This is a genomic window from Arhodomonas sp. AD133, from assembly GCF_051195215.1.
Lineage (GTDB): Bacteria > Pseudomonadota > Gammaproteobacteria > Nitrococcales > Nitrococcaceae > Arhodomonas.
Genome location: NZ_JBNAZM010000047.1, coordinates 15,748 through 36,221, shown reverse-complemented (window position 1 = coordinate 36,221; position 20,474 = coordinate 15,748). Strand labels below are relative to the sequence as shown.

Genomic DNA, 20,474 nt, shown 5'->3' with positions numbered 1-20,474 from the left:
GGGCGTGCCGGTGGACCCGGAGGTGTAGATCACGTAGGCGAGGTGCTCGCCGTGCAGGGCCACGGCCGGGTCGGTGGTGGACCGGTCACTCACGTCCAGCCCCTCCACCTCGACGACGGTGAGTGCCTCGGTCGCCGGCAGCCCCTCGCGCAGGCGCTGCTGGGTCAACACCAGGGCGAGGCCGCTGTCGCCGATCATGTCGGCGAGGCGCTCGCGCGGGTGCTCCGGGTCCAGCGGCACGTACGCGCCGCCGGCCTTCACAATCGCCAGCAGCCCCACCACGAGTTCGGGCGAGCGCTCCATGGCGATACCCACCCGCGTCTCCGGGCCCACACCCCGGGCGATGAGCTCGTGCGCCAGGCGGTTGGCGCGGGCGTTGAGCTCGGCATAGGTGAGCACCTGCGCCCCGAAGACCAGCGCCGGCGCCTGCGGCGTCGCCGCCGCCTGGCGCTCGATCAACCGATGCACCGGCTCGGGATTCGGATAACACCGCGCATTCACGCCCCAGGCATCCAGCCGCTGGCGCTCGTCGTCATCCAGAAGCACGATCTCACCGACCTTGCGCCCAGGCGTCTCCAGCAGGCATTTCACGACCTGCCGGTAGTACCCCACGAGCCGCCGAATCGTCTGCCGCTCGAAGAGGTCCGCGTTGAACTCGAGGGCGGCACCCCCGTGCCCCCCGTCGATATTGATATCGAGGGAGAGGTCGAACTTCGTGGTCGTCTGCCCAAGGTCCACGAACTCGGCGAGCACCTCGTCGAGCCGGAAGCGATCATCCTCGCCCCGGAACTGGAGACCGAACATGACCTGGAAGAGGGGATTGCCGGCCGGGTCGCGCTCGGGCTTGCGGCTCTCCAGCAGCGGCTCGAGAGGCACATCCGCGTGGTTGAGCGCCGCAAGCGCCTCGCCGCGAAGCCGCTGGCAGAGCTCGCCGAGGGTGAGATCCGGCGCGAGCCGCACCCGGAAAGGCAGGGTGGTGACGAAGAACCCCACCACATCCTGGAGCTCGTCGTGATGGCGCCCGGAAGACGGCACGCCAACGGCAAAGTCCGTCTGCCCGCTGTAGCGCGCGAGCAGCACCTGCCAGGCGGCGAACAGCGGCACGAAGGGTGAGCAGCGCTGCGCGCGGCAGAAAGCGTGCAGCGTGGCGGCGAGATCGTCGTCGAGCGCGAAGTGCTCCACACCGCCGCGAAACGTCTGTGTCGCCGGCCGGGGGTGGTCCGTGGGCAGCGCGAGCGCCGGGACGTACGGGCCGAGGTGCTCGTTCCAGAACGCCAGCTCGCGCCGAATACCGCCATCGGCCACACGCCGGCGCTGCCACACGGCGAAATCGCCGTACTGCAACCGGGGGTCGGCGAGCGTCGCGTCGTCGCCGTACCGCAGCGCCTCGCGGTAGGCCTCGGCAAGGTCCGTGACGATGATGCGGTTGGACTGCGCATCGGAGACGATGTGGTGGAGGCAAACCACGAGCACGTGCTCGCCGTGACCGAGCCTGATCAGCCGCGCGATGAGGTGCGGAGGCGCTTGCAGGTCGAATACGTGCTGCGCGACCGCATCGATGGAGCGCTGCAGCGCCGCTTCCCGTTCACCGGCTTCCAGCCCCGAGAGATCATCGCGCGCCAGCGTGAAGTCCACCCCGGAGACCACGATTTGCAGCGGCACGCCGTCCTGCTCGTGGAAGCGCGTTCGCAGCACCGCGTGGCGCCGGACCACCGCGCGGAAGGCACGCTCCAGCGCCACCGCGTCGAGCTCGCCGGTGAGACGAAAGGCGCACGGCTGGTTGTAGGCCGTCATCGCCGGCTCGTAGCGCTGCAGGAACCACAGCTGCTGCTGCGGATACGACAGCGGCAGGGCCTCCCCCACCGTGGTCACGCGCACGATCTCGTCGGTAGTCACGGGATCGGCGTCGCGACGTTCAGCAACCCGGGGCTGCGTTTGCTGCTGCATGATGACGTACTCTCCATCGGCCGGGTGCCGCGGCGCCCGGCCTTCGTCGGCGTCCGGAGGTCAGGATTCGTCCGTGGATTCGGGGACGGGGGTCGAGCGCGCGCCGGCTTCGCGCACGTCGATACCGTCGGCGCTGTCGACGCCCTGCTCGCGCCGCAGCGCCGCGTGCCGCTCCATCTCGCCGATGTCGTGGTCGCCGTTGCGCAGAGCCTCGCCGAGGGCGGCGACGTTGGGGTGATCGAAGACGGTTCCGGGCTCGATCTCCACGTCGAGGAAACGGCGAATTCGGGCGACCAGCTTGATGGCCACCAGCGAGTGGCCACCGAGCTCGAAGAAGTCGTCGTGGATACCCACCTCCCCGCAGCCCAGCACTTCGGCCATGGCCTGGCACAGCACCCACTCGAGGTCATCCCGCGGCGGTGTGGCCGGGCCGTGGCTGTCATCGCCCGCCGCCAGGCTCGCGAGGGCCGCGAGATCGATCTTGCCGTTGGCGAGCCGCGGGAAGGCGTCCACGTACACGAAGCGGGCGGGCAGCATGGGGGAAGGCAGCCGCTCGGCCAGGGCGTCACGCAGCGCCTGCTCACCACCGGCCAACGCCGCATCCTCGCCCAGCACGACGAAGGCAACCAGCTCGGGCTCCGCACCACGGTCGGCGACCGGATGCACCGCCGCCAGGCGCACCCCGGGCTGGGCGAGCAGCGCCGCCTCCACCTCGGCGGGCTCGATGCGGAAGCCGCGGACCTTGACCTGATGGTCGGTGCGGCCCACGAGCCGGATGCCGCCCTCGGGCAGCACTCCGGCGAGGTCGCCGGTGCGGTAGACGCGCTCGCCGCGCTGGAAGGGGTCGTCCATGAACGCGTCGTCGCCGCGGCCGTTGAGATAGCCGCGGCACACCTGCGCGCCGGCAATGCAGAGCTCGCCCAGGCCGCCAGGGGGCGCCGGCCGGCCGCTCTCGTCGAGGACGTAGCACCGGCAATTGGACAGCACCCGCGTCAGCGGCAGGGGAGACGGCTCGCAGACTGCCGTCAGCGGGTGGATCATGATACCGACGGCGGTCTCTGTAGGCCCGTAATGGTTGTATACCTCGCTGCCCGGCGCTATCTCGGCGATGCGCTCGATCAGCGTCCGCGACGCCCCCTCGCCACCCAGCACCAACTTCTGCGGCAGCGTCGGGGCGTCGGCATCGAGTAGCGCCTCCAGGTGCGACGGCACGATCTTGGCCGCGTCGATCCCGTACGTGTCGATGAACCGGGCAAAGGCCGCTGCATGCTGCATGGTTTGTTCACCCGCGATCACCAGCTCGGCACCATTGAACAGCGCCCCGAACAGCGCCGTGTTGCCGAGGTCGGTGGCCACCGACGAGGTGAGTGCCCAGCGGCGGCTCCCGGCAAGCCCCATGGTCTCGGTGGCGGCGGCGACGTAATTCAGCAGCTGGGCATGCTCGATGACCACGCCCTTGGGTACGCCGGTAGAGCCGGACGTGTACAGCACGTAGGCCGTGTCACGCAGCGTTGCGGACGCCGGCAGGGGTTCGTGGGCGAAGGCTTCGACGTCGATCTCCGCGAGATTAGTCGACCGCACACCGTCGATCGACGACTCACCCGCCATGCTGTCTCCGACATGGAGCACCATGGCCGCTCTGGCATCATCGAGCACCGTGTCACGGCGCTCCCGGGGCCAGTCGAGATCGAGTGGCAAGTAGCCTGCGCCCACCCGCCAGATGGCGAGCAACGAGACAATCAACTCCGTCGAGCGCGGTATGGCCAACGCCACCAGATCGCCGGGACCAATCCCCTGGGCCCCCAACCACCGCGCGAGGCCCGCCACCTGCTCCTGGAGCTGCTCATAGCCAAGCGAGCGCTCGCCATCGCGCACGGCCGGCGCGTCGGGGGTGCGCTCCGCCCAGGTGGCGATGTGATCAGCCACGGTGCCGGTGCCGAAATCCGCAGTGGCGCCATGCATCACCGCCGGTGCGCCGCCGGACGACCCGTCCGACAGGGTCGGCGCCGTGAGCGACTGCTCGGGCTCTTCGGCCACCCGGTCCAGCAGGGTCCGATACTGGCCCAGCAGACTCTCCGCGGTCGCCCGGCTGTAGTGTTCCGGATCGACGTACACGGCGATGTCTCCACCGTGCTCGCCGCGCGTCACCCGGGCCGCCAGCTCGAAGCCCACGAGCGGGCCCGGCAGCCCCCGTACCCGCCACGCCGGATGGCTCCCCAGGGGCTCCACCGCGTCGGCGAGCTCGAAACCCACAGCGAGGTGGCGGGTATCGGGGGGCTCGTCCACGGGCCAGTACTCCTGGGCCTCCGTATGGGCCTCCAGCTGCGCCGCCAGCCGGTCGATCCAGCCCGTGAAAGTGGTAGAAGGCGAGAGATCGACGGCAACCGGCAGCACCTTGTCGAACACGCCGACGGCGCCATCCATCACCTCGTAGTCGCGACGGCAGTCGTGCTGCCAGCCGCCGATGAAGCGGTAGCTGCCACCGAGGCGCGCGAGCAGAGCCCACCAGACCGCCTGGGCGACCGCCTCGAAGGTCACCTGACGCGCCTGTGCGAGGGCGTCGAGCTGAGCCAGCGTGTCGGCGTGCAGGACACCGCCGACGCATTCATGCGTCACGGGAACCGCCACACCGCCCGGGCGCCGGCAGAACAGGCGCGGTGCCCCGGCCCCCTGCATGGGCTCGAGATGGCGCTGCCAGTAGGCGCGCCCCGCCGGGGCGTCCTCGTCGTCGGCGATAGCCGCCCGCCACTCCACGAACTGCGAGTACTGGAGCGTCTCCTCCGACTCGGGGTCCCCATCCGGCTGCCGGTACGCCGCCACCAGGCCGGTGATTAGGCGCTGCAGGCTTCGAAGATCCGCCGCCAGGGGGGTGACGGCGAGCACGAGCACGTGACTGGATTCCCCCACGCGGAAAAGCGCCGGACGCAAAAGCTCACCGTCGTCCATGCGAAGCGGCCCGCCCGCCAACGCGTCGATACGCTGCGCCAGTGCCGCCTCCGGGGCCCCTGCACCGCGAAGATCCTCGTGCCACCACTGCGGCCGCGAGCACATGCCGAGCACCTGGTGGCGCAGCCCCCGAAACCCCGGGACGGCACGAATACCCGTGTGCAACGCCTCATGCGCGTCGGTAACGCGCTCCAAGGCTGTCTCCAGCGCATTTGCGTCCAGATCACCGGTCACGTCCACCACCAGCACCCGGTTCCGGCGCGGTGGCTCGGGCGCCTGTTCGCCGTGCTCGGCGGCGGGCACCAGCAGCGCGCGTTGCTCGGGACTCAGCGCCCAGTGCCCGCCCTCGTCCGTTTCGATCACGGTATTCATCAAGCCACTCCTGTCGCCGATTCAGTGATCGCTCGTCGCCATCGCCGCACCCGAGGCTTCCGGCGCGTCCAGATCGCAGCGCTCGAACATCGCGCCCATGGCGACGACGATCTTGCGCGGGCCCTCGTAGGGATCGCGGGCATGGGCGGCGAGCATGTTCTCGAGCATCACCACGTCGCCCTGCTGCCAGTCGAAGCGCACTGCGCTCGCCTCGTAGGCCCGGCCGACCACGGCCATCACCTCGTCCTCGATGGGGGTGCCGTCGCCGTAGTAGACGTTGCGCGGCAGGCGGTCGGACCCGACGATGGAGAGCAGACCTTCGCGGACGTCCGGCTCCAGGCAACTCGCGTGATGCAACTGCACCTGGTTGAAGAACACGCGCTCGCCGGTGACCGGATGGGTGATCACCGCCGGGCAATGGGTGCGGGTCTGGAGCTCTTCCTCGCCGAGCCATTCCCAGGCGATGCCGGCTTTCGCCAGGCGTTCCTCCACCGCCTCGCGGCTGTCGGTGCCGAAGAAGTCCCGCCAGCTCACGTCCAGGTTGCGCGTGAAGGTGCGCACGTACAGCAGCCCCTTGCGCTCGAAGGTCTCCCGGATCTCGGCCGGCAAGCGCCCCAGCACCTCACGGCAGTCCACGATCGGTGTCGCACCGCCCACCGGCGCGGGCTGCTCGCAGTAGAACAACTGCCGCGTGGGCCAGCGCTCCAGATGCGCGCTCTCGTTGTGATAGAGGATCATCTTCTGCTGCGGATAGGGCGTGGAGTGGTAGGTATTGCGCCCGCCCGCCTTCTTGGGGAGGTCGCCGTAGCCGCCGTAGAGCCCCGGCTCGATGGCCTCCGCGAAAGCCTCGAACGCCTGGGGCGTTTTCAGCGAGAAATTCCGGAAGAGAATGCCGGCGTGCTCGTAGAGCCGTCGTTCGATGTCGTCACGGTGGCTGCGCGCCCAGGCGACCGGATCCAGGTCCGGATCCAGTGCCTCCAGCACCACCGGCAGCTTGCGCGCCGCATCGAGGGGCCGGGCGCGAACGGGCTCCTGCACGGACGGTTTCTGCGCCTTGCTCCGGGCCGACAGGCTGTTCAGCTTGTCCAGCTTGCTGCGCTTGGATGGACTCTTGTGCATGGCATCAGGCTCCTGCATGGGCGGAATCCGAAATCCCTCGATGGCCTTCTCCGGCGAATGCGCGATCTGCCGCAACAGCTCGTGCCACGCCGAGGCCAGTCGCTTCATCGTCGTGCGCCGGTACAACGCGGAGGCGTAGACCCACTCGACGTCGAGCCCGCCCCCTTCCTCAGTCACGAAAACCGCCAGATCGAACTTGGATTCGTTGCGGCTCTGCGGCAGCACCTCGACATCCAGCCCCGGCAGCGCGAAGGACTCCGACGGGGTGTTCTGCAGCACGAACAGGACCTGGACGAGCGGGTTGTGGCTGCGCCGCCGCGGCGTGCCGGTGGACTCGACGATCTGATCGAACGGAATCTGCTGATGCTCGAATGCGCCCAGGACGTCCGCCTGACCGCGGTCCAGCCAATCGCTGAACGCGGTGCTGCCGTCGTCCAGGCGCGAGCGCAGCGGCAGGACATTGACGAAGAACCCAATGAGATTCTCCAGGTCGGGGTGAACGCGGCCCGCCACATCGGTGCCCACGACCAGGTCTGACTGCCCGGTGCTTCGGTGGAGCAGCAGCTGGAAACTCGCCAGCAGCACCGTGAAGAGCGTGGCGCCGCGGTCGCCCGCCAGCCGCGAGAGCGTCGAGGCAAGCTCGCCGTCCAGGGTCAGCCGTAGGGCCTCACCGGCGTGCGACGCTGTGGCAGGCCGTTCGAAGTCGGGCGCGACGGTGGAAAGCCGCGGGGCACCGTCCAGATAGCGGCGCCAGAACGCCGCGCCCCCCTCGAAGGCCCCACCAACCAGGAGACGCTGGTGCCAGCAGGCGTAGTCCACGTACTGGATGGGCAGTGGCGGCAACGCGGCCTCGCGTTCGTGGGCGAAGGCGTCGTAGAGGCGTGCGAAGTCGCGCACGAAGACGCCCGTGGACCAACCGTCGAAGACGATGTGGTGGACGGCCAGAATCAGGACGTGGCTTTCCTCACTCAGGCGCGCCAGCGTCGCGCGCATCAGTGGTCCGTGTCCGAGATCGAAAGGCGTGTCGGCGCAGTCGCGGCGTAGCTCGTCGAGACGCCGTTCGCGCTCGTCATCGGGACGATCCCTGACGTCGACGACGGACAGCGCGGAGCGGTGTTCGCCGTCGATTACCGCGATCGGTTCCCCGGCCTCGTTCTGCGGATAGCGGGTGCGCAGGATTTCGTGGCGGGCAACGATGGCGTCGAGCGTCTCGCCCAGCACGTCCACGTCGAGCCGACCGGTCAACGCGAACGCCGCCGAGAGATTGTAGGCCGCGCGTTCCGTGGCCCCGGCGGCACCCGCGAAGCGATCCACCAACCAAAGCCGGCGCTGCGCAGGCGCTAGTGGAAGCGTCTGATCGCGCGGCACCGCCGCCAGCTTCTCCGGCGGCTGTCGCGCACCATCGTCGCCCGCGTACGAGGCATCCGCCAGCCGCCACCTGATCGCCTGGGCGATTTCGTTCAGGCGCGGACGCTCGAAAACGGTGCGCAGCGCAAACTCGATGCCCCAGCGCTCGCCGATGCGGGCGGCGAGCTGCGCGGCGGCAATGGAGTTGCCACCGCTCGCGAAGAAGTGCGCATCCCGCCCCGGCACCTGGGTCTGGTCACAGCGCAGCACCTCGCACCACAGGGCGAGCAGATCCGCTTCCAGGTCATCCACCGGCGTCACGCCGGCCGCCGGCGCCGTGCCGCCGGCCACGAAACGCCCGTGCTCGTACACCGCATAGGCGTCCAGGCCGTTCTCCTGCCACCCCTGGCGACAGGCGCTTCGCTGGAGCTTGCCGCTGGAGGTCTTGGGTAGCGCGCCCGGGTCGAGCAGCACGGCCACCGCCACCGACTCGCCGCAAGCGGCGGCGACCGCGCGATTCAGCGCTTCCACCAGGGTTTCCGGCGGAACCCGCTTTTGCGTGGGCCGCGAGACCTCCACGGCGACACCCACCGCCTCTTCGCCGGCGGCGTTGGGCACCGCGAACGCCGCAACCCGTCCCGGGCGAACCGCCGCGACCGACGACTCGATAGCGGTCTCGATATCCTGGGGGTAGACGTTCTGGCCACGCAGGATGATGAGATCCTTGATACGGCCGGCGATGTAGAGCTCGCCCCGGTGCAGGAACCCGACATCGCCAGTGCGCAGCCAGCGCTCGCCTTCGCGGTGCACGAACGTGGCCCCGGTCGCCTCGGGACGCTGCCAGTAGCCCTGGGCGATACTGGGGCCGCCGGCCCAGATTTCGCCGATCCGGCCCTCCGGCAGGCATTCGAGGGTGCGCGTGTCGACAATGACCACACGATGCTCCGGCGGCGCATGCCCGCAGCCCACGAGCCGCCTGCCCTCCGCGTCGGGCTGCGCGTGGCCGCGGGCCAGCGCCTCGGGGGAGAAAGCCTCGCTCACGAAGCCGCGCTGCGGCCGCTCGCCGGTAACCAGCAGCGTCGCCTCGGCCAGGCCGTAGCTCGGGTGGGGCGCGTCCGCATTGAAGCCCACTGGCGCGAAGCGGTCGATGAACCCTTGTAGCGTGTCGTTACGCACCGGCTCCGCGCCCGAGAACGCCACCCGCCAGCTCGACAGGTCCAGGGCCTCCCGGTGCCGGTCTCTCACGCGTTCCAGGCACAGTCGATAGGCGAAATCCGGTCCGCCGCTGATGGTGCCGCGGTGCCGCGTGATCGCCTCCAGCCAGCGCACCGGACGCTGAAGGAAGAACTCCGGGCTCATCAGCACCAGCGGGATGCCGCGGTAAAACGGCTGAACGAGGCCGCCGATCAACCCCATGTCGTGGTAGAGCGGCAACCAGCTGACGAAGACATCGTCCGGGCCGGTCTTCAGGCTGGTCTCGATGGCCCGCTCGTTGGCCATCAGGTTGCCGTGACTGACCATCACGCCCTTGGGTGAGGACGTGGAGCCGGAGGTGTACTGGAGGAACGCGATGTCCTCGCCGGACGGGCCGTGCTCCTGCCAGCGGCTCGCGGACGCCTCGTCAACATCGTCCACGGCCAGCACATCGCCCGCGTCGAGCTCGGCACGCCGCTGGTGAATGACATCGACGCCCGTCCCACTCGTCAGCCAGCACGCCGCCTCCGCATCCCCGGCCACCGTGCGAAGCCGGGCGACGTGGTGCTGCTTGCCCGCGTCGGGGCGGAACATGGGAACGGCAACCACCCCGGCATACAGGCAGGCGAAGAACGCGGTGACGTAGTGCTCGTCGTTGTCCAGCAGCAGCAGCGCGCGTTCGCCTGGTGAGCACCGGGCCTGCAGCCCGGCAGCGAGGGCGCGTACCCGCCGTTCCAGCGAGGCGTAGTTCCAGTAGCGGTCGCCATCGGCCGTGGCCGTGACGAGCGCCGTGTCACTCGGGCGTGTAGCCGCAAGCGTGCGCAAACGAGCCACCATGTCTACCGGCGACGCACGCCCTCCGGAGGCCTCGGCTGTCAGGTCATGCTTTGCGTTCATCGTGCTGCGCACCTGTGGCAAGCGGGATCAGGCCCGGGGAAGACTCGCCCCGCCCGTTGTGGCGTGCCCCCGGTCGACCGGCACTGGGGAAGGCGAGGCCGTCGCGGCGGATGATTGCGCCAGCATGCGCGCGATCGCCGCGACCGCTTCGTGTTCGTACCGCCGTATGAAGAAGTGCCCGCCGTCGAACCAGTGCAGCGAGAACTCAGCACCGGCCTCACGGCGCCAGGCCTCGATGCTTTCCTTTGCGATGTCGTCATTGCGCCCGGCGAATACGTGGAGCGGCACGTCCAACGGCGCCGGCCGCGTGTCGCGGAAGCTGTCGCAGACGCGGTAATCGGCGCGCAGGGTGTCGAGGGTCAGGCGCAGGAGCTCCGGGCTATCGAATACCGCCTGGGGTGTTCCCCCCTGGGCGTGCAGATCGACGATCAGCGCGGCGTCATCGTCCTCACCGGCGAAGCGGTCGGGGTCGCGCCGCGACGGGCCGGCGCTGGCCGATGCGAACAACGCACATGCTGCGTCGCGCCCAAGCGCGCGCTGGCGTAGAGCCATTCGGTAGGCGAGCAGCGCCCCCATGCTGTGGCCGAACAGCGCGTAGCGCCCCCGCAATGCCGGGGTATGCTCGGTACACAACCGTTCGGTCAGGCGATCGATGTCCTCGATGTACAGCTCGTCCATGCGCGCCCCACGCCCGGGCAGTTCCACCGCGACGAGGTCGATCCAGGCCGGCAGCAGCCGGCGCCAGCGCAGGTACATGGCGGCGCTGGCGCCGGCACAGGGCAGACACAGCAGCGTGACGCGGGACGGCAGCATGGCGCTCACTGCGCGTCCGTGGATGCCTGCCCATCCATCCACTCGCGCAGGGATCGGGGCCGCATGTCGGTCCAGGTCTTCTCGACGTAGTCGAGGCAGGTGGCCTTGTCGCCGACGACCCCGGTATCCCGCCAGCCGCCGGGAATGGCCTTCCATTCCGGCCACAGTGAGTACTGCTCCTCCTGGTTGACCAGAACCCGGAAGACGGCGTCGTCGCGATCGAAACAGCTCGTCATGTTGCTCACCTTGCTGCCGGCAATGGGTGCACAACCGCGGTCTCGGCTCAAGTGCGGTTGCTTCTCATTCCACATGACGAGCGAGCGCGTCAGAAATTTAAGAACTCGGGGGAGGAAAGCGCAGGCGTGTGGCCGAGCAGCGATGACGGCCGGCCCGGGACGCGAGGCCGCGCCGTCGGAGCCGGTGACGCTACCGGCCGTCGTCGGACGGCGGAACCAACCCGGTAATCAGCCACAGACGGCGGGCTTGCTCATGGGCCTCACGGTGTGCCGGCGACTCTGCGAGCCAGGCACGCAGCCGCGCGAGCTCACGCTCATCGAGTGCGTCCTCGTGCTCGCGCATTACCCAATCGAGCGCTTCCCGCCACAGCGGGTCTTCATCACCGGTGGAGTGACTCATGGAACCCCGTCACGACTGCCGCAATGCCACCGCGCCGCAGTGTACTAACCTTGCAGGCGTATCGCCGGGGCTAACGCGCGCCGACCCTGGCACGGCAGTGGTTCAGGGCGTCCCGGATCATGAAGTTCACGAGGGCGGTCGAAACGCCGAGCCGCTCGGCGACCTGGCGCTGGGTATAGCCACCCAGGCGGTACAGCTCGAACGCCCGGCGGGTGCGCTCCGGGAGCTCCTCGAGCGCACGGGCGACCAGGCTCAGATCCTCACGACTGATTTCGATGGACTCCGGCGTCCCCGAGTGGCCCGGCACCTGCCTCGCCGCTTCATCACTCGTGAACACCCCGGACTCGAAAGCACGACGGCGATGCCGGTCGATCGCGAGATTGCGTACCACCTGGTAGATATAGGAGACGGGCCGCTTGACCTCGAGCACCGAGTCGGCCTCCGCCACTTTGAGGTAGGCGTCCTGGACGACATCATCGGCACGCTCGGGACTACCGAGTATCTTCCCGGCGATCTGGCACAGCGTTGCACGGTGTTCGACGATCGCTTCTTGCAGGTCGGTAGCCGACTCACTCGCACGCACGGACAAAGCCCCTTCCCTTTGCGATGTCATCGCTGGAGTCCGAAGACCACAGTTTCTAATGCGAATTGTTATCATTTAATTTTAGAGTTCTGTTGTCAACTCCCGGCGGCGCATCCAACAACGCACGTGAATCGCCATCGACCGCAGAAGGCGAGCGCACACGTATTCATGTACGTATTGAAAACGATTCTTGTTTTTTCTACGCTTAGCGCTCATTGTGCGGCGTGACATCCCCAGTGTCTCGCGACGCTGTGGCCCCAAGCGTTGAGGAACCAGCGTGCCCACCCTTGCTTACATGTTCAGGAAGCTGACGCTCGCCGTCGCCTTGCTCGCCGGGGCGGTGCCGGCATGGGGGCAAAGCGAGAACCCCACCGTCGTCGCGGCACCTGACTGGGCGGTGGCGGAGACACTCATGGCGCTGGGCCTGGACACCGTGGCCATGGGCAACGTGAAGGCCTATCGCGCGTGGATGGGCGGGGGGCCCCTTCCCGCACAGGCCATCAGCTTCGGCGTCAATCCGATGCCGAATCTGGAGCTGCTCGCCGAGCTCGACCCCGCCCTCATTCTCATTCCGCCGTACCGGACACGCGGCGCCTCGCGACTCTCGAAGATCGCTCCCGTTCAGACGCTGACGCCGTTCCCCTACTCGGACAGCCCGGATTTCTGGGAAAAGCTGCGGCGTTTCACTCGCGAGGTGGGTCGTCTCACCGATCGGCAGCGCGCGGCTACGCAGCTCATCGCCGACATCGAACGCCACCTCGCCCGCGAGCGCAGAGCGCTGGACGGCGATCACGATCCGCTGGTCATCGTGCAGTTGCTCGACCAGCGCCACATCCGGGTATTCGGCGACAACAGCCTGCTGCAGGCCGTGCTGAACCGCCTGGGCCTGACCAACGCATGGAACGGCCAAACCAATAGGTGGGGATTCTCGATCGTCGGTCTCGACGCACTCGCCGACGTCGACGCGCGCCTCGTCGTCCTGGAGACCGCGTTCCCGGTGGGCATCGAGCACGAGCTCGCCACGAGCGGACTATGGCAACACCTGCCCAGCGTGCAGCGGGGCGACCTGATCACCCTCCCGCCCACGTTCTGGATCTTCGGTGGCATGCCCTCGGCAAAGCACTTCGCCGACGCCCTGGTCGACGCCCTGGAAAAACCCGATGCCGGCTAAGACAGCCCCACTGATCACGCCGATGCGCGTTTGCGCGCTGCTGGGCCTGCCGCTACTCGCGCTCGCCGTGGCTCAGCAACCCGAGTCCGGCGTACTGGCAGGGCTGGAAGCACTGTTCGCGCCGTCGGGCATGGAGCAGCTCGTGCTTCATTACGCCTGGTGGCCCCGGCTGGTGATGGCGCTGCTCGGCGGCGGCGGTCTTGCCCTCGCCGGGGGGATCATGCAGCAGGTGCTCCGCAACCCGCTCGCCTCTCCCACCACGCTCGGCGTCGCGAGCGGCGCCAATCTGGCGCTCATGGCCGCCACGCTGATGGCACCGGGCCTGCTGACGTTCGGGCGCGAGTGGGTGGCGCTCGCTGGTGGCGGCCTGGCGGCAGGGCTGGTGTTCCTGCTGGCCGCGCGCCGGGGGCTCACGCCAGTGGTCGTGGTGCTCGCGGGACTGGTGGTCAACCTCTATCTGAGTGCCGTAGCCACCGTGCTGTTGCTCTTCAACCACGAGAGCCTCACCGGGCTTCTGATCTGGAGTGCCGGATCGCTGGTACAGAACGGCTGGGATGATGTCGCCTTCCTGTGGCCCCGCGTCGCGCTCGGTGGTATCGCCGCCGCATTGCTGCTGCGGCCGCTGGGCATTCTCGAGCTCGATGATGCGAGCGCCCGCAGCCTCGGCGTCTCGCTGGGCACCGTCCGTTTCGCCGGGCTGGGGCTCGCGGTCTTCGTCACTGCGAGCGTGGTGAGCGTGCTCGGCGTCGTGGGCTTCATCGGACTCGCCGCACCCAACATCGTGCGCCTCGCCGGTGCGCGGCGCCTGGCGCCACGCCTGCTGTGGGCGACACTGCTCGGCGCGATCCTGCTCGCCACCGCCGACCTGCTGCTCCAGCACTTCTCGGGCTTGCTGGCCGCGCTCATTCCCACCGGTGCGATCACGGGTACACTGGGCGCGCCGCTGCTGCTGTGGCTGATCCCCCGACTGCGGCTGCAAAAAGACAGACCCACCACCACCACCATGCCGTCGCTGGTGCGCCCCCGCGGGAACGCCCTGCCGCTGGCGACGGGGCTGTGTGCGGCCCTGCTGGTGGCCGCGGGTGTGGCGGCACTGTGGGGCCAGGGCCTGAGCGGCTGGTACTGGGTCGCCCCCGATCAATGGGCCATCCTGCAGTGGCGCGTTCCCCGGCTGATCGGAGCCGCTGGCAGCGGAGTGATGCTCGCGATCGCCGGCACGCTGCTGCAGCGACTCTCGGCCAACCCCATGGCGAGTCCGGAAGTACTGGGGATCAGCAGCGGCAGCGCCATCGCGTTGATGGCCGCCATCTTCCTGCTGCCCGCGCCGGACAGTGTGATGCTGGTGGGGATCGGCACAGCGGGCGCATTCGCCGCGTTGTTGGTGATGATCGCCCTGAACTACCGAAACGGCTTCGCGCCTGCACGCCTGCTGCTCACCGGAGTGGCGATCACCTCGCTGTTCGACACGGTGCGCTCGCTCGTGCTGGTCGGCGGTGACCCGCGCTCCCAGGAGGTGATCGCCTGGATCGCCGGCTCCACGTACTACGTGGACGTGACGAGCGCCGCCGTGGTCGCGGCCATCGCCGTGGCGCTCGGTCTCGCCGCCGCGCCGTTCGGGCGCTGGCTGGACATTCTGCCCCTGGGCACAGCGATTTCCCGCGCCCTGGGCATCAATCTGCGCCGGGCGCGGCTGTCCTTGCTGCTGCTGGTGGCGCTGCTCACCGCCTGCGCCACCCTGGTGGTGGGCCCACTGTCCTTCGTCGGACTGCTCGCCCCCCATATGGCCCGCCTGCTCGGCTTCTCGCGGGCACGCGCCCACCTGCTCGGATCAGCACTCACCGGTGCCCTGCTGATGGTACTCGCCGACTGGCTGGGGCGGACGCTGCTGTTTCCGAACGAGATCCCCGCCGGCGTGGTCGCCTCGCTCCTCGGAGGTGCCTACTTCATGTGGCTGCTCAGACGTGTCTAGGTCCTCGACTCACGCCGGTCCCGCCGCCGGTGTGTCCGCCGCGAGCATGCCCTCCCGCAGGACGAACGCAATCACCGCGTCTAGGCCTTCACCACGGGCGAGGCTGGTGAACACGAATGACCGATCGCCGCGCATGAGGCCGGCGTCGCGGTCCATGACCTCGAGCGAGGCGCCCACCTGCTCGGCCAGGTCGATCTTGTTGATCACCAGCAGGTCCGAGCGGGTGATGCCCGGGCCGCCCTTGCGCGGGATCTTGTCACCGGCCGACACGTCGATGACGTAGAGGGTGAGATCGGAGAGCTCGGGGCTGAAGGTGGCGGCCAGGTTGTCGCCGCCGGACTCGATCAGCACCGCGTCCAGGTCGGGGAAGCGCTGCTGCAGGTCCGCCACCGCGGTGAGGTTCATGGAGGCATCCTCGCGGATGGCGGTGTGGGGGCAGCCCCCGGTCTCCACGCCCACGATGCGCTCGTCGGGCAGGGCGTGGTGGCGGGTGAGGAACTCCGCGTCCTCGCGGGTATAGATGTCGTTCGTCACCACCGCCAGCGAGAAACGGTCACGCAGCGCGCGGCACAGCGCGAGGGTGAGTGCGGTCTTGCCAGATCCCACGGGGCCGCCGATACCGATGCGCAAAGGGTCGCGTTGGGTCATGCCTGGTTCTCCTAACTGCGGAACAGCCGGGTGTACTGGGTTTCGTGCTGACTGCTGGCGATCGCGAGCCCCGGCGCGGAGGAGCCGAGGGCGTCGTCATCGCGGGTGAGCGCGTCCTCGACGACACCGGGCACCTCGGCGGCCGCCGCGAAGAGCACGCGTTGGCCGGCCGACTGCCCCAGGGGGATGAGCTTCACCCCGGCGGCCACCTGATTCTCGAGCCATGCCCAGAGATAGCCCGCCGCCGCGGACCGCTCGGCCACCTCCCAGCGCGTGGCGGCGAGGGCGAACGCCGTCGCCCAGGTGACCCGCCCCGGGGCATCCCAGGCGGCGGCATCTTCCTCGCCGAGAGAGACCAGCAGCCGCGCAAGCGCCCGCCCCAGGTGCTCGTCCTCGGCGCGCAATTCGGCGGTCTCGCGGACGGCACGCAGCCACGCGCTCCATTGGTCGAGCGCCGCCTCGTCCGCCTCCCGCCAGGCACGCATCAGCCGCGCCAGCGCGGGCAGATCGACGCCGGCGAGCAGGTGCCTGGCCTGACCGGTGACCCATCGCTCCAGCCCCGGCTCGTCCGCGACCCAGCCGCAGGCCACGGCGGTCTCCAGACCCGCCGAGTAAGCGTAGGCGCCCACCGGCAGTGTGGGACTGATAAGCTGCCAAAGGCGCAGGGCGGCCGGATCAATCATGGTGGTGGTGATGGCCGCCGCCATAGGCGCCGGCCTCCGGCTCGAAGGACGCTTGCTCGCTGTACACTTCCAGGCCAAGGCCCGCGACCATGGCATCGAGGACGTGATCGTGCCGGTAGCGCAGCCAACCCTCGCCCACCTGCAGCGGCACGTGGCGGTTGCCCAGATGGTAGGCGGCACGGGCGAGCGCTAGCGGCGTCGGGGCGGTTACCGTGGAGACCGCCTCGGAAGCCGCCTCGACGCGGACCACCGTGCCCCCCTCGCCCGTGAGGCATTGTCCGTGGCGTAGTACCTCGCCGCGGGGCAGAATGACGCCCACGGCACGCCCGTCGTTCAGCGTCGCGCGGAAGCGGCTTTTCTGGCGGGTTTCGAAGGGCAGACGCAGAATCGCGTCCGCCTCCTGCGCCGTCGCCTCGCATCGCCGTGTCAGCTCGATCAACGCCGCCATCTTCGTGATTCGTTCGTCAGACATGGTGCCACTCCTTCAACGCCGGGGCGGCCGCGGGGGTCATGTCGGACACCGCCTTCGGCGGTCCCCGACCCAGCATGCCCTCGTTCCCATTCATCCGGTGGCAGGGCGCCAATGGCGCGAACGTGGAATCCGCTTTGACCGCGGGATGGTGGATGACGCTGCGCTTGATCCACCCTGCCGACCGGGCGCGATACCACCACTGCTGTCCGCTGCCTCCATCTCCCGCTAGAAGAGGAAATACCGCTGTGCCAGCGGCAGGACCTTCGCCGGTTCGCAGGTGAGCGTTTCGCCGTCGGCGCGGACCTCGTAGGTCTGCGGGTCCACGTCGATCACCGGCTGCCAGTCGTTGAGCTTCATGTCCGCCTTGGTCACGTTGCGGCACTTCTTCGAGGCCACCAGCCGCCGGCGCAGGCCCAGGTGCTCGGCGAGATCGCCCGCCGCCAGCGCTGCCGCGCTCACGAACGTACAGCTCGTCGCCGGCGCGGCGCCGCCGAAGGCGCCGAACATGGGGCGGTAGTGCACCGGCTGCGGCGTGGGGATGGAGGCGTTGGGATCCCCCATGGTGGCGTAGGCAATGAGCCCGCCCTTGATCACCTGCGCGGGCTTGGCCCCGAAGAACGCCGGTTTCCAGAGCACCAGATCGGCGAGCTTACCCACCTCCACCGAGCCCACCTCGTGGCCGATGCCATGGGTAATCGCCGGGTTGATGGTGTACTTCGCCACGTACCGCCGCGCGCGCAGGTTGTCGGCGCGCCCGCTATCCTCGCCGAGGGGTCCGAACTGGACCTTCATCTTGTGCGCGGTCTGCCAGGTGCGGGTGACGACCTCGCCGACGCGACCCATGGCCTGGGAGTCGGAGGCGATCATTGAGAAGGCGCCGCGGTCGTGGAGGATGTCCTCGGCGGCGATGGTCTCCCGGCGGATGCGAGACTCGGCGAAGGCCACGTCCTCGGGGATGGACGGGTCGAGATGGTGGCAGACCATGAGCATGTCGAGATGCTCGTCCACCGTGTTCTGCGTGTACGGCCGCGTGGGGTTGGTGGACGAGGGCAGCACGTTCGACTCGCCGCAGGCGCGGATGATGTCCGGCGCATGGCCGCCGCCGGCGCCCTCCGTGTGGTAGGTGTGGATGGTACGGCCCTGGAAGGCGGCGAAGGTGTCCTCCACGAAGCCGGACTCGTTGAGCGTATCCGTGTGGATGGCGATCTGCACGTCGTAGTCGTCGGCAACGGCGAGGCAGTTGTCGATGGCCGCGGGCGTGGTACCCCAGTCCTCGTGGAGCTTGAGGCCCATGGCGCCGGCGCGGAGCTGCTCTTCCAGCGCGGTGGGCTCGCTGGCGTTGCCCTTGCCGAGAAAGCCGAGGTTCATGGGAAACGCCTCGGCGGCCTGAAGCATACGCTCGATATTCCAGGCGCCCGGCGTGCAGGTGGTGGCGTTGGTGCCGGTGGCCGGTCCGGTGCCACCGCCGAGCATGGTGGTCACGCCCGAGGCGATGGCCTCCTCGATCTGCTGGGGGCTGACGAAGTGGATGTGAGCGTCGATGCCGCCGGCGGTGATGATGGCGCCCTCGGCAGCAATCACCTCGGTCCCAGGGCCGATGACGATGTCCACGTCCGGCTGGGTGTCCGCGTTGCCGGCCTTGCCGATGCCAGCGATACGCCCGTGCTTGACGCCGATGTCGGCCTTCACGACGCCCCACCAGTCGAGAATCACGGCGTTGGTGACCACCAGATCCACGGTATCGGTGTCACCGCGCTGGCTCTGGCCCATGCCGTCGCGGATGACCTTGCCGCCGCCGAACTTCACCTCGTCGCCATAGACCGTGTGGTCCGCCTCCACTTCGATGATCAACTCGGTGTCGCCGAGACGCACCCGGTCACCCGTGGTGGGGCCGTACATCTCGGCATAGGCCGAGCGTTCAATGCGTGTCATTCGAGCTCCCCCATGATCTCGCCGCGAAAGCCCACCACCCGGCGGCCACCGGCATACGCCACCAGCTCCACGGTGCGGGTCTGCCCCGGCTCGAAGCGCACCGCCGTGCCCGCAGGTATGTTGAGGCGGAAGCCGCAGGCGTGGTCGCGGTCGAAAACGAGCGCCGGATTCACCTCGGCGAAGTGGTAGTGCGAGCCCACCTGCACGGGGCGGTCGCCACTGTTGGCGACCTCCACGGTGCGCGTCTCGCGGCCGGCGTTGAGCTCGATCTCGCCGGTTGCGGGGAAAATTTCGCCTGGCTTCATGCAATGGCTCCATGTGTCCTGGATGCGATGACGTGCGAGCCGTTCCATCGCTACGGAATCGGGTCGTGGACAGTGACCAGCTTGGTGCCGTCCGGGAATGTCGCCTCTACCTGCACCTCTCGGAGCATCTCGGGGACGCCGTCCATCACCTGCTCCCGCGTGAGCAACTGCGTGCCGAGGGTCATCATCTCGGCGACGGTTCGCCCGTCACGGGCGCCCTCGACGATGGCATCGGCGATATACGCCATCGCTTCGGGGTAATTCAGGCGCACGCCGCGCTTTAGCCGTCGCTCGGCAACCATGGCTGCCGTTGCGAGCAGCAGCTTGTCCTTCTCTCGTGGAGTGAGCTCCATCAAGTCCTCCAGATACGTGGCTCACAGGCAGGCAGATCCAGCAGCCGCGGTCGCAGCGTCCGCCACACCGGCCGCAGCGTGGCGAAAGCACGTTCGGCGCCGTGGCCGAGCCAGCGGAGCACCAATAGATCGTCCAGGCGGGTCACGCCGGCATTGGCGGCGTCACCGAGTTGCTCGCGGACCGCGCTCACATCACTGTCACCGGCACCGGAGGCGACCATCACCGCCACCGTGTCGGCGCCACCGAGCCCCCAGGGGGCGTTGACCAGCTCGCTACCGCCGGCATAGCGGCTTCGCTCGTGGAGCACGGGGTGCGCGTCCCGAGAGACACTCAGGCGAGCGTCGAAACAGCCCGTGTGGAACGCCGCGGCAGCGGCGGGACGGCCCAGACACAGCACGTCCCAGCCGATGAAGCGCGCCCCCTTCTCCAACACCACATCGAGCGTGCTCGACACGTCGGCGCCATCGAAGACGATCTGCTCCTGCGGCAGCCACTCGAGCGCGCCACCCTCGGCGACGCGCAGCGACTGGTGTTGTCGGGCGCACGGTCCGGCGCTGCGATAGAACTTGCTCGCGCCCGGCGTGGTGATCAGTGCGTGCGCCCCATCACTCACGGCAACCTCGGTCTCGAGGCAATCACCGCCGACGACGCCCCCGGGGGGATGGAGAATGTAGCTGTGGCACACCGACGCCTCGGGATGGAAAGCGCGCTGCACGCGCAGCGGCCCGTAGTGGGCACGGTGAACCGGTACCGTGCGTTCGCCGCGACGCGCAAAGCGCAGGGACAACCCAGCCCGCCAGCCGATGTCCGCATCACCGGCAACCGCACTCACCTTGCGAGGCCGGCTGCCGCCAACGACCCGATGACGCGGCAGGTATACGACGCCATGACAACACTCCTTCGACGACGACATCCGCTTCTCAACGCAATAGCAAACGTTGTGCCAGCCTGCTGAGCGAGACGTCGTCGCCGGGAGCCGGAGGAGTGCACCGACGGGAGGCCCCAGAATGGTCCAAAACGCACCACTTCCGTGCAGTCGCGAATGCCTGTCGCGATCCCACTGGGAGGTTAGAATCGAAGACCGGG

The 20,474-nt window shown here is 68.8% G+C and carries 16 protein-coding genes; 2 read left to right on the top strand and 14 right to left on the bottom strand.

The window, feature by feature from the left end; genetic code table 11:
• The 7 genes from ACPEES_RS19155 to ACPEES_RS19125 form a co-directional block, all read right to left on the bottom strand.
• A partial coding sequence (locus ACPEES_RS19155; RefSeq protein ID WP_435105210.1) for a condensation domain-containing protein occupies positions 1–1,947 on the bottom strand: 1,947 nt, incomplete at its 3' end.
• A gap of 60 nt (positions 1,948–2,007) precedes the next feature.
• Positions 2,008–5,265, bottom strand: a complete 3,258-nt coding sequence (locus ACPEES_RS19150; RefSeq protein ID WP_435105208.1) for a non-ribosomal peptide synthetase — start codon at positions 5,263–5,265, stop codon at positions 2,008–2,010.
• A gap of 21 nt (positions 5,266–5,286) precedes the next feature.
• Positions 5,287–9,822: a condensation domain-containing protein gene (locus tag ACPEES_RS19145; RefSeq protein WP_435105206.1), complete on the bottom strand. Its 4,536-nt coding sequence runs from the start codon at positions 9,820–9,822 to the stop codon at positions 5,287–5,289.
• A gap of 27 nt (positions 9,823–9,849) precedes the next feature.
• Positions 9,850–10,635 (bottom strand): thioesterase II family protein, encoded by a 786-nt coding sequence (locus tag ACPEES_RS19140; protein ID WP_435105219.1) that lies wholly within the window; start codon positions 10,633–10,635, stop codon positions 9,850–9,852.
• A 5-nt stretch (positions 10,636–10,640) separates the two neighbouring features.
• Positions 10,641–10,871, bottom strand: a complete 231-nt coding sequence (locus tag ACPEES_RS19135) for an MbtH family protein (RefSeq protein WP_435105204.1) — start codon at positions 10,869–10,871, stop codon at positions 10,641–10,643.
• 190 nt (positions 10,872–11,061) lie between these two features.
• On the bottom strand, positions 11,062–11,271 hold the full coding sequence (locus ACPEES_RS19130; RefSeq protein ID WP_435105202.1) for a FecR/PupR family sigma factor regulator: 210 nt from the start codon (positions 11,269–11,271) through the stop codon (positions 11,062–11,064).
• 70 nt (positions 11,272–11,341) lie between these two features.
• Positions 11,342–11,854, bottom strand: a complete 513-nt coding sequence (locus tag ACPEES_RS19125; protein ID WP_435105201.1) for an RNA polymerase factor sigma-70 — start codon at positions 11,852–11,854, stop codon at positions 11,342–11,344.
• A 277-nt stretch (positions 11,855–12,131) separates the two neighbouring features.
• On the opposite strand from ACPEES_RS19125, the gene ACPEES_RS19120 reads away from it, so the two are divergent.
• Positions 12,132–13,025, top strand: a complete 894-nt coding sequence (locus ACPEES_RS19120) for an iron-siderophore ABC transporter substrate-binding protein (RefSeq protein ID WP_435105200.1) — start codon at positions 12,132–12,134, stop codon at positions 13,023–13,025.
• Positions 13,015–14,994 (top strand): Fe(3+)-hydroxamate ABC transporter permease FhuB, encoded by a 1,980-nt coding sequence (gene fhuB, locus ACPEES_RS19115; RefSeq protein ID WP_435105199.1) that lies wholly within the window; start codon positions 13,015–13,017, stop codon positions 14,992–14,994. The genes ACPEES_RS19120 and fhuB overlap by 11 nt, the downstream gene beginning before the upstream one ends.
• Before the next feature lie 9 nt (positions 14,995–15,003).
• Here fhuB and ureG read toward each other — a convergent pair whose 3' ends face one another.
• From ureG to ACPEES_RS19080, 7 genes are all read right to left on the bottom strand, one after another.
• Complete coding sequence (gene ureG / locus ACPEES_RS19110) at positions 15,004–15,642, bottom strand: urease accessory protein UreG (protein WP_435105198.1); 639 nt, start codon at positions 15,640–15,642, stop codon at positions 15,004–15,006.
• Positions 15,643–15,653: 11 nt separating this feature from the next.
• Positions 15,654–16,349 (bottom strand): urease accessory protein UreF, encoded by a 696-nt coding sequence (locus tag ACPEES_RS19105; RefSeq protein WP_435105196.1) that lies wholly within the window; start codon positions 16,347–16,349, stop codon positions 15,654–15,656.
• A complete protein-coding gene (gene ureE / locus ACPEES_RS19100; RefSeq protein ID WP_435105216.1) occupies positions 16,318–16,764 on the bottom strand; it encodes an urease accessory protein UreE in 447 nt (148 codons plus the stop codon). Before ureE ends, ACPEES_RS19105 begins: the two co-directional genes overlap by 32 nt.
• Positions 16,765–17,022: 258 nt before the next feature.
• Entirely contained in the window at positions 17,023–18,729 is a 1,707-nt protein-coding gene (ureC, locus tag ACPEES_RS19095) for an urease subunit alpha (RefSeq protein ID WP_435105195.1), read from the bottom strand.
• Entirely contained in the window at positions 18,726–19,034 is a 309-nt protein-coding gene (locus ACPEES_RS19090; RefSeq protein ID WP_435105194.1) for an urease subunit beta, read from the bottom strand. The genes ureC and ACPEES_RS19090 overlap by 4 nt, the downstream gene beginning before the upstream one ends.
• 50 nt (positions 19,035–19,084) lie before the next feature.
• Positions 19,085–19,387 (bottom strand): urease subunit gamma, encoded by a 303-nt coding sequence (locus tag ACPEES_RS19085; protein ID WP_435105193.1) that lies wholly within the window; start codon positions 19,385–19,387, stop codon positions 19,085–19,087.
• Positions 19,387–20,220 carry an urease accessory protein UreD gene (locus ACPEES_RS19080; protein WP_435105192.1) on the bottom strand — a complete coding sequence of 278 codons (834 nt, stop codon included), beginning with the start codon at positions 20,218–20,220 and terminating at the stop codon, positions 19,387–19,389. Before ACPEES_RS19080 ends, ACPEES_RS19085 begins: the two co-directional genes overlap by 1 nt.
• Positions 20,221–20,474 lie beyond the last annotated feature (254 nt).

Coding starts and splice junctions, on each gene's coding strand:
- ACPEES_RS19150 (WP_435105208.1), bottom strand. CDS start 5,265: ATGAATACCGTGATCGAAACGGACGAGGGCGGGCACTGGGCGCTGAGT.
- ACPEES_RS19145 (WP_435105206.1), bottom strand. CDS start 9,822: ATGAACGCAAAGCATGACCTGACAGCCGAGGCCTCCGGAGGGCGTGCG.
- ACPEES_RS19140 (WP_435105219.1), bottom strand. CDS start 10,635: ATGCTGCCGTCCCGCGTCACGCTGCTGTGTCTGCCCTGTGCCGGCGCC.
- ACPEES_RS19135 (WP_435105204.1), bottom strand. CDS start 10,871: ATGACGAGCTGTTTCGATCGCGACGACGCCGTCTTCCGGGTTCTGGTC.
- ACPEES_RS19130 (WP_435105202.1), bottom strand. CDS start 11,271: ATGAGTCACTCCACCGGTGATGAAGACCCGCTGTGGCGGGAAGCGCTC.
- fhuB (WP_435105199.1), top strand. CDS start 13,015: ATGCCGGCTAAGACAGCCCCACTGATCACGCCGATGCGCGTTTGCGCG.
- ureG (WP_435105198.1), bottom strand. CDS start 15,642: ATGACCCAACGCGACCCTTTGCGCATCGGTATCGGCGGCCCCGTGGGA.
- ACPEES_RS19105 (WP_435105196.1), bottom strand. CDS start 16,349: ATGGCGGCGGCCATCACCACCACCATGATTGATCCGGCCGCCCTGCGC.
- ureC (WP_435105195.1), bottom strand. CDS start 18,729: ATGACACGCATTGAACGCTCGGCCTATGCCGAGATGTACGGCCCCACC.
- ACPEES_RS19090 (WP_435105194.1), bottom strand. CDS start 19,034: ATGAAGCCAGGCGAAATTTTCCCCGCAACCGGCGAGATCGAGCTCAAC.
- ACPEES_RS19085 (WP_435105193.1), bottom strand. CDS start 19,387: ATGGAGCTCACTCCACGAGAGAAGGACAAGCTGCTGCTCGCAACGGCA.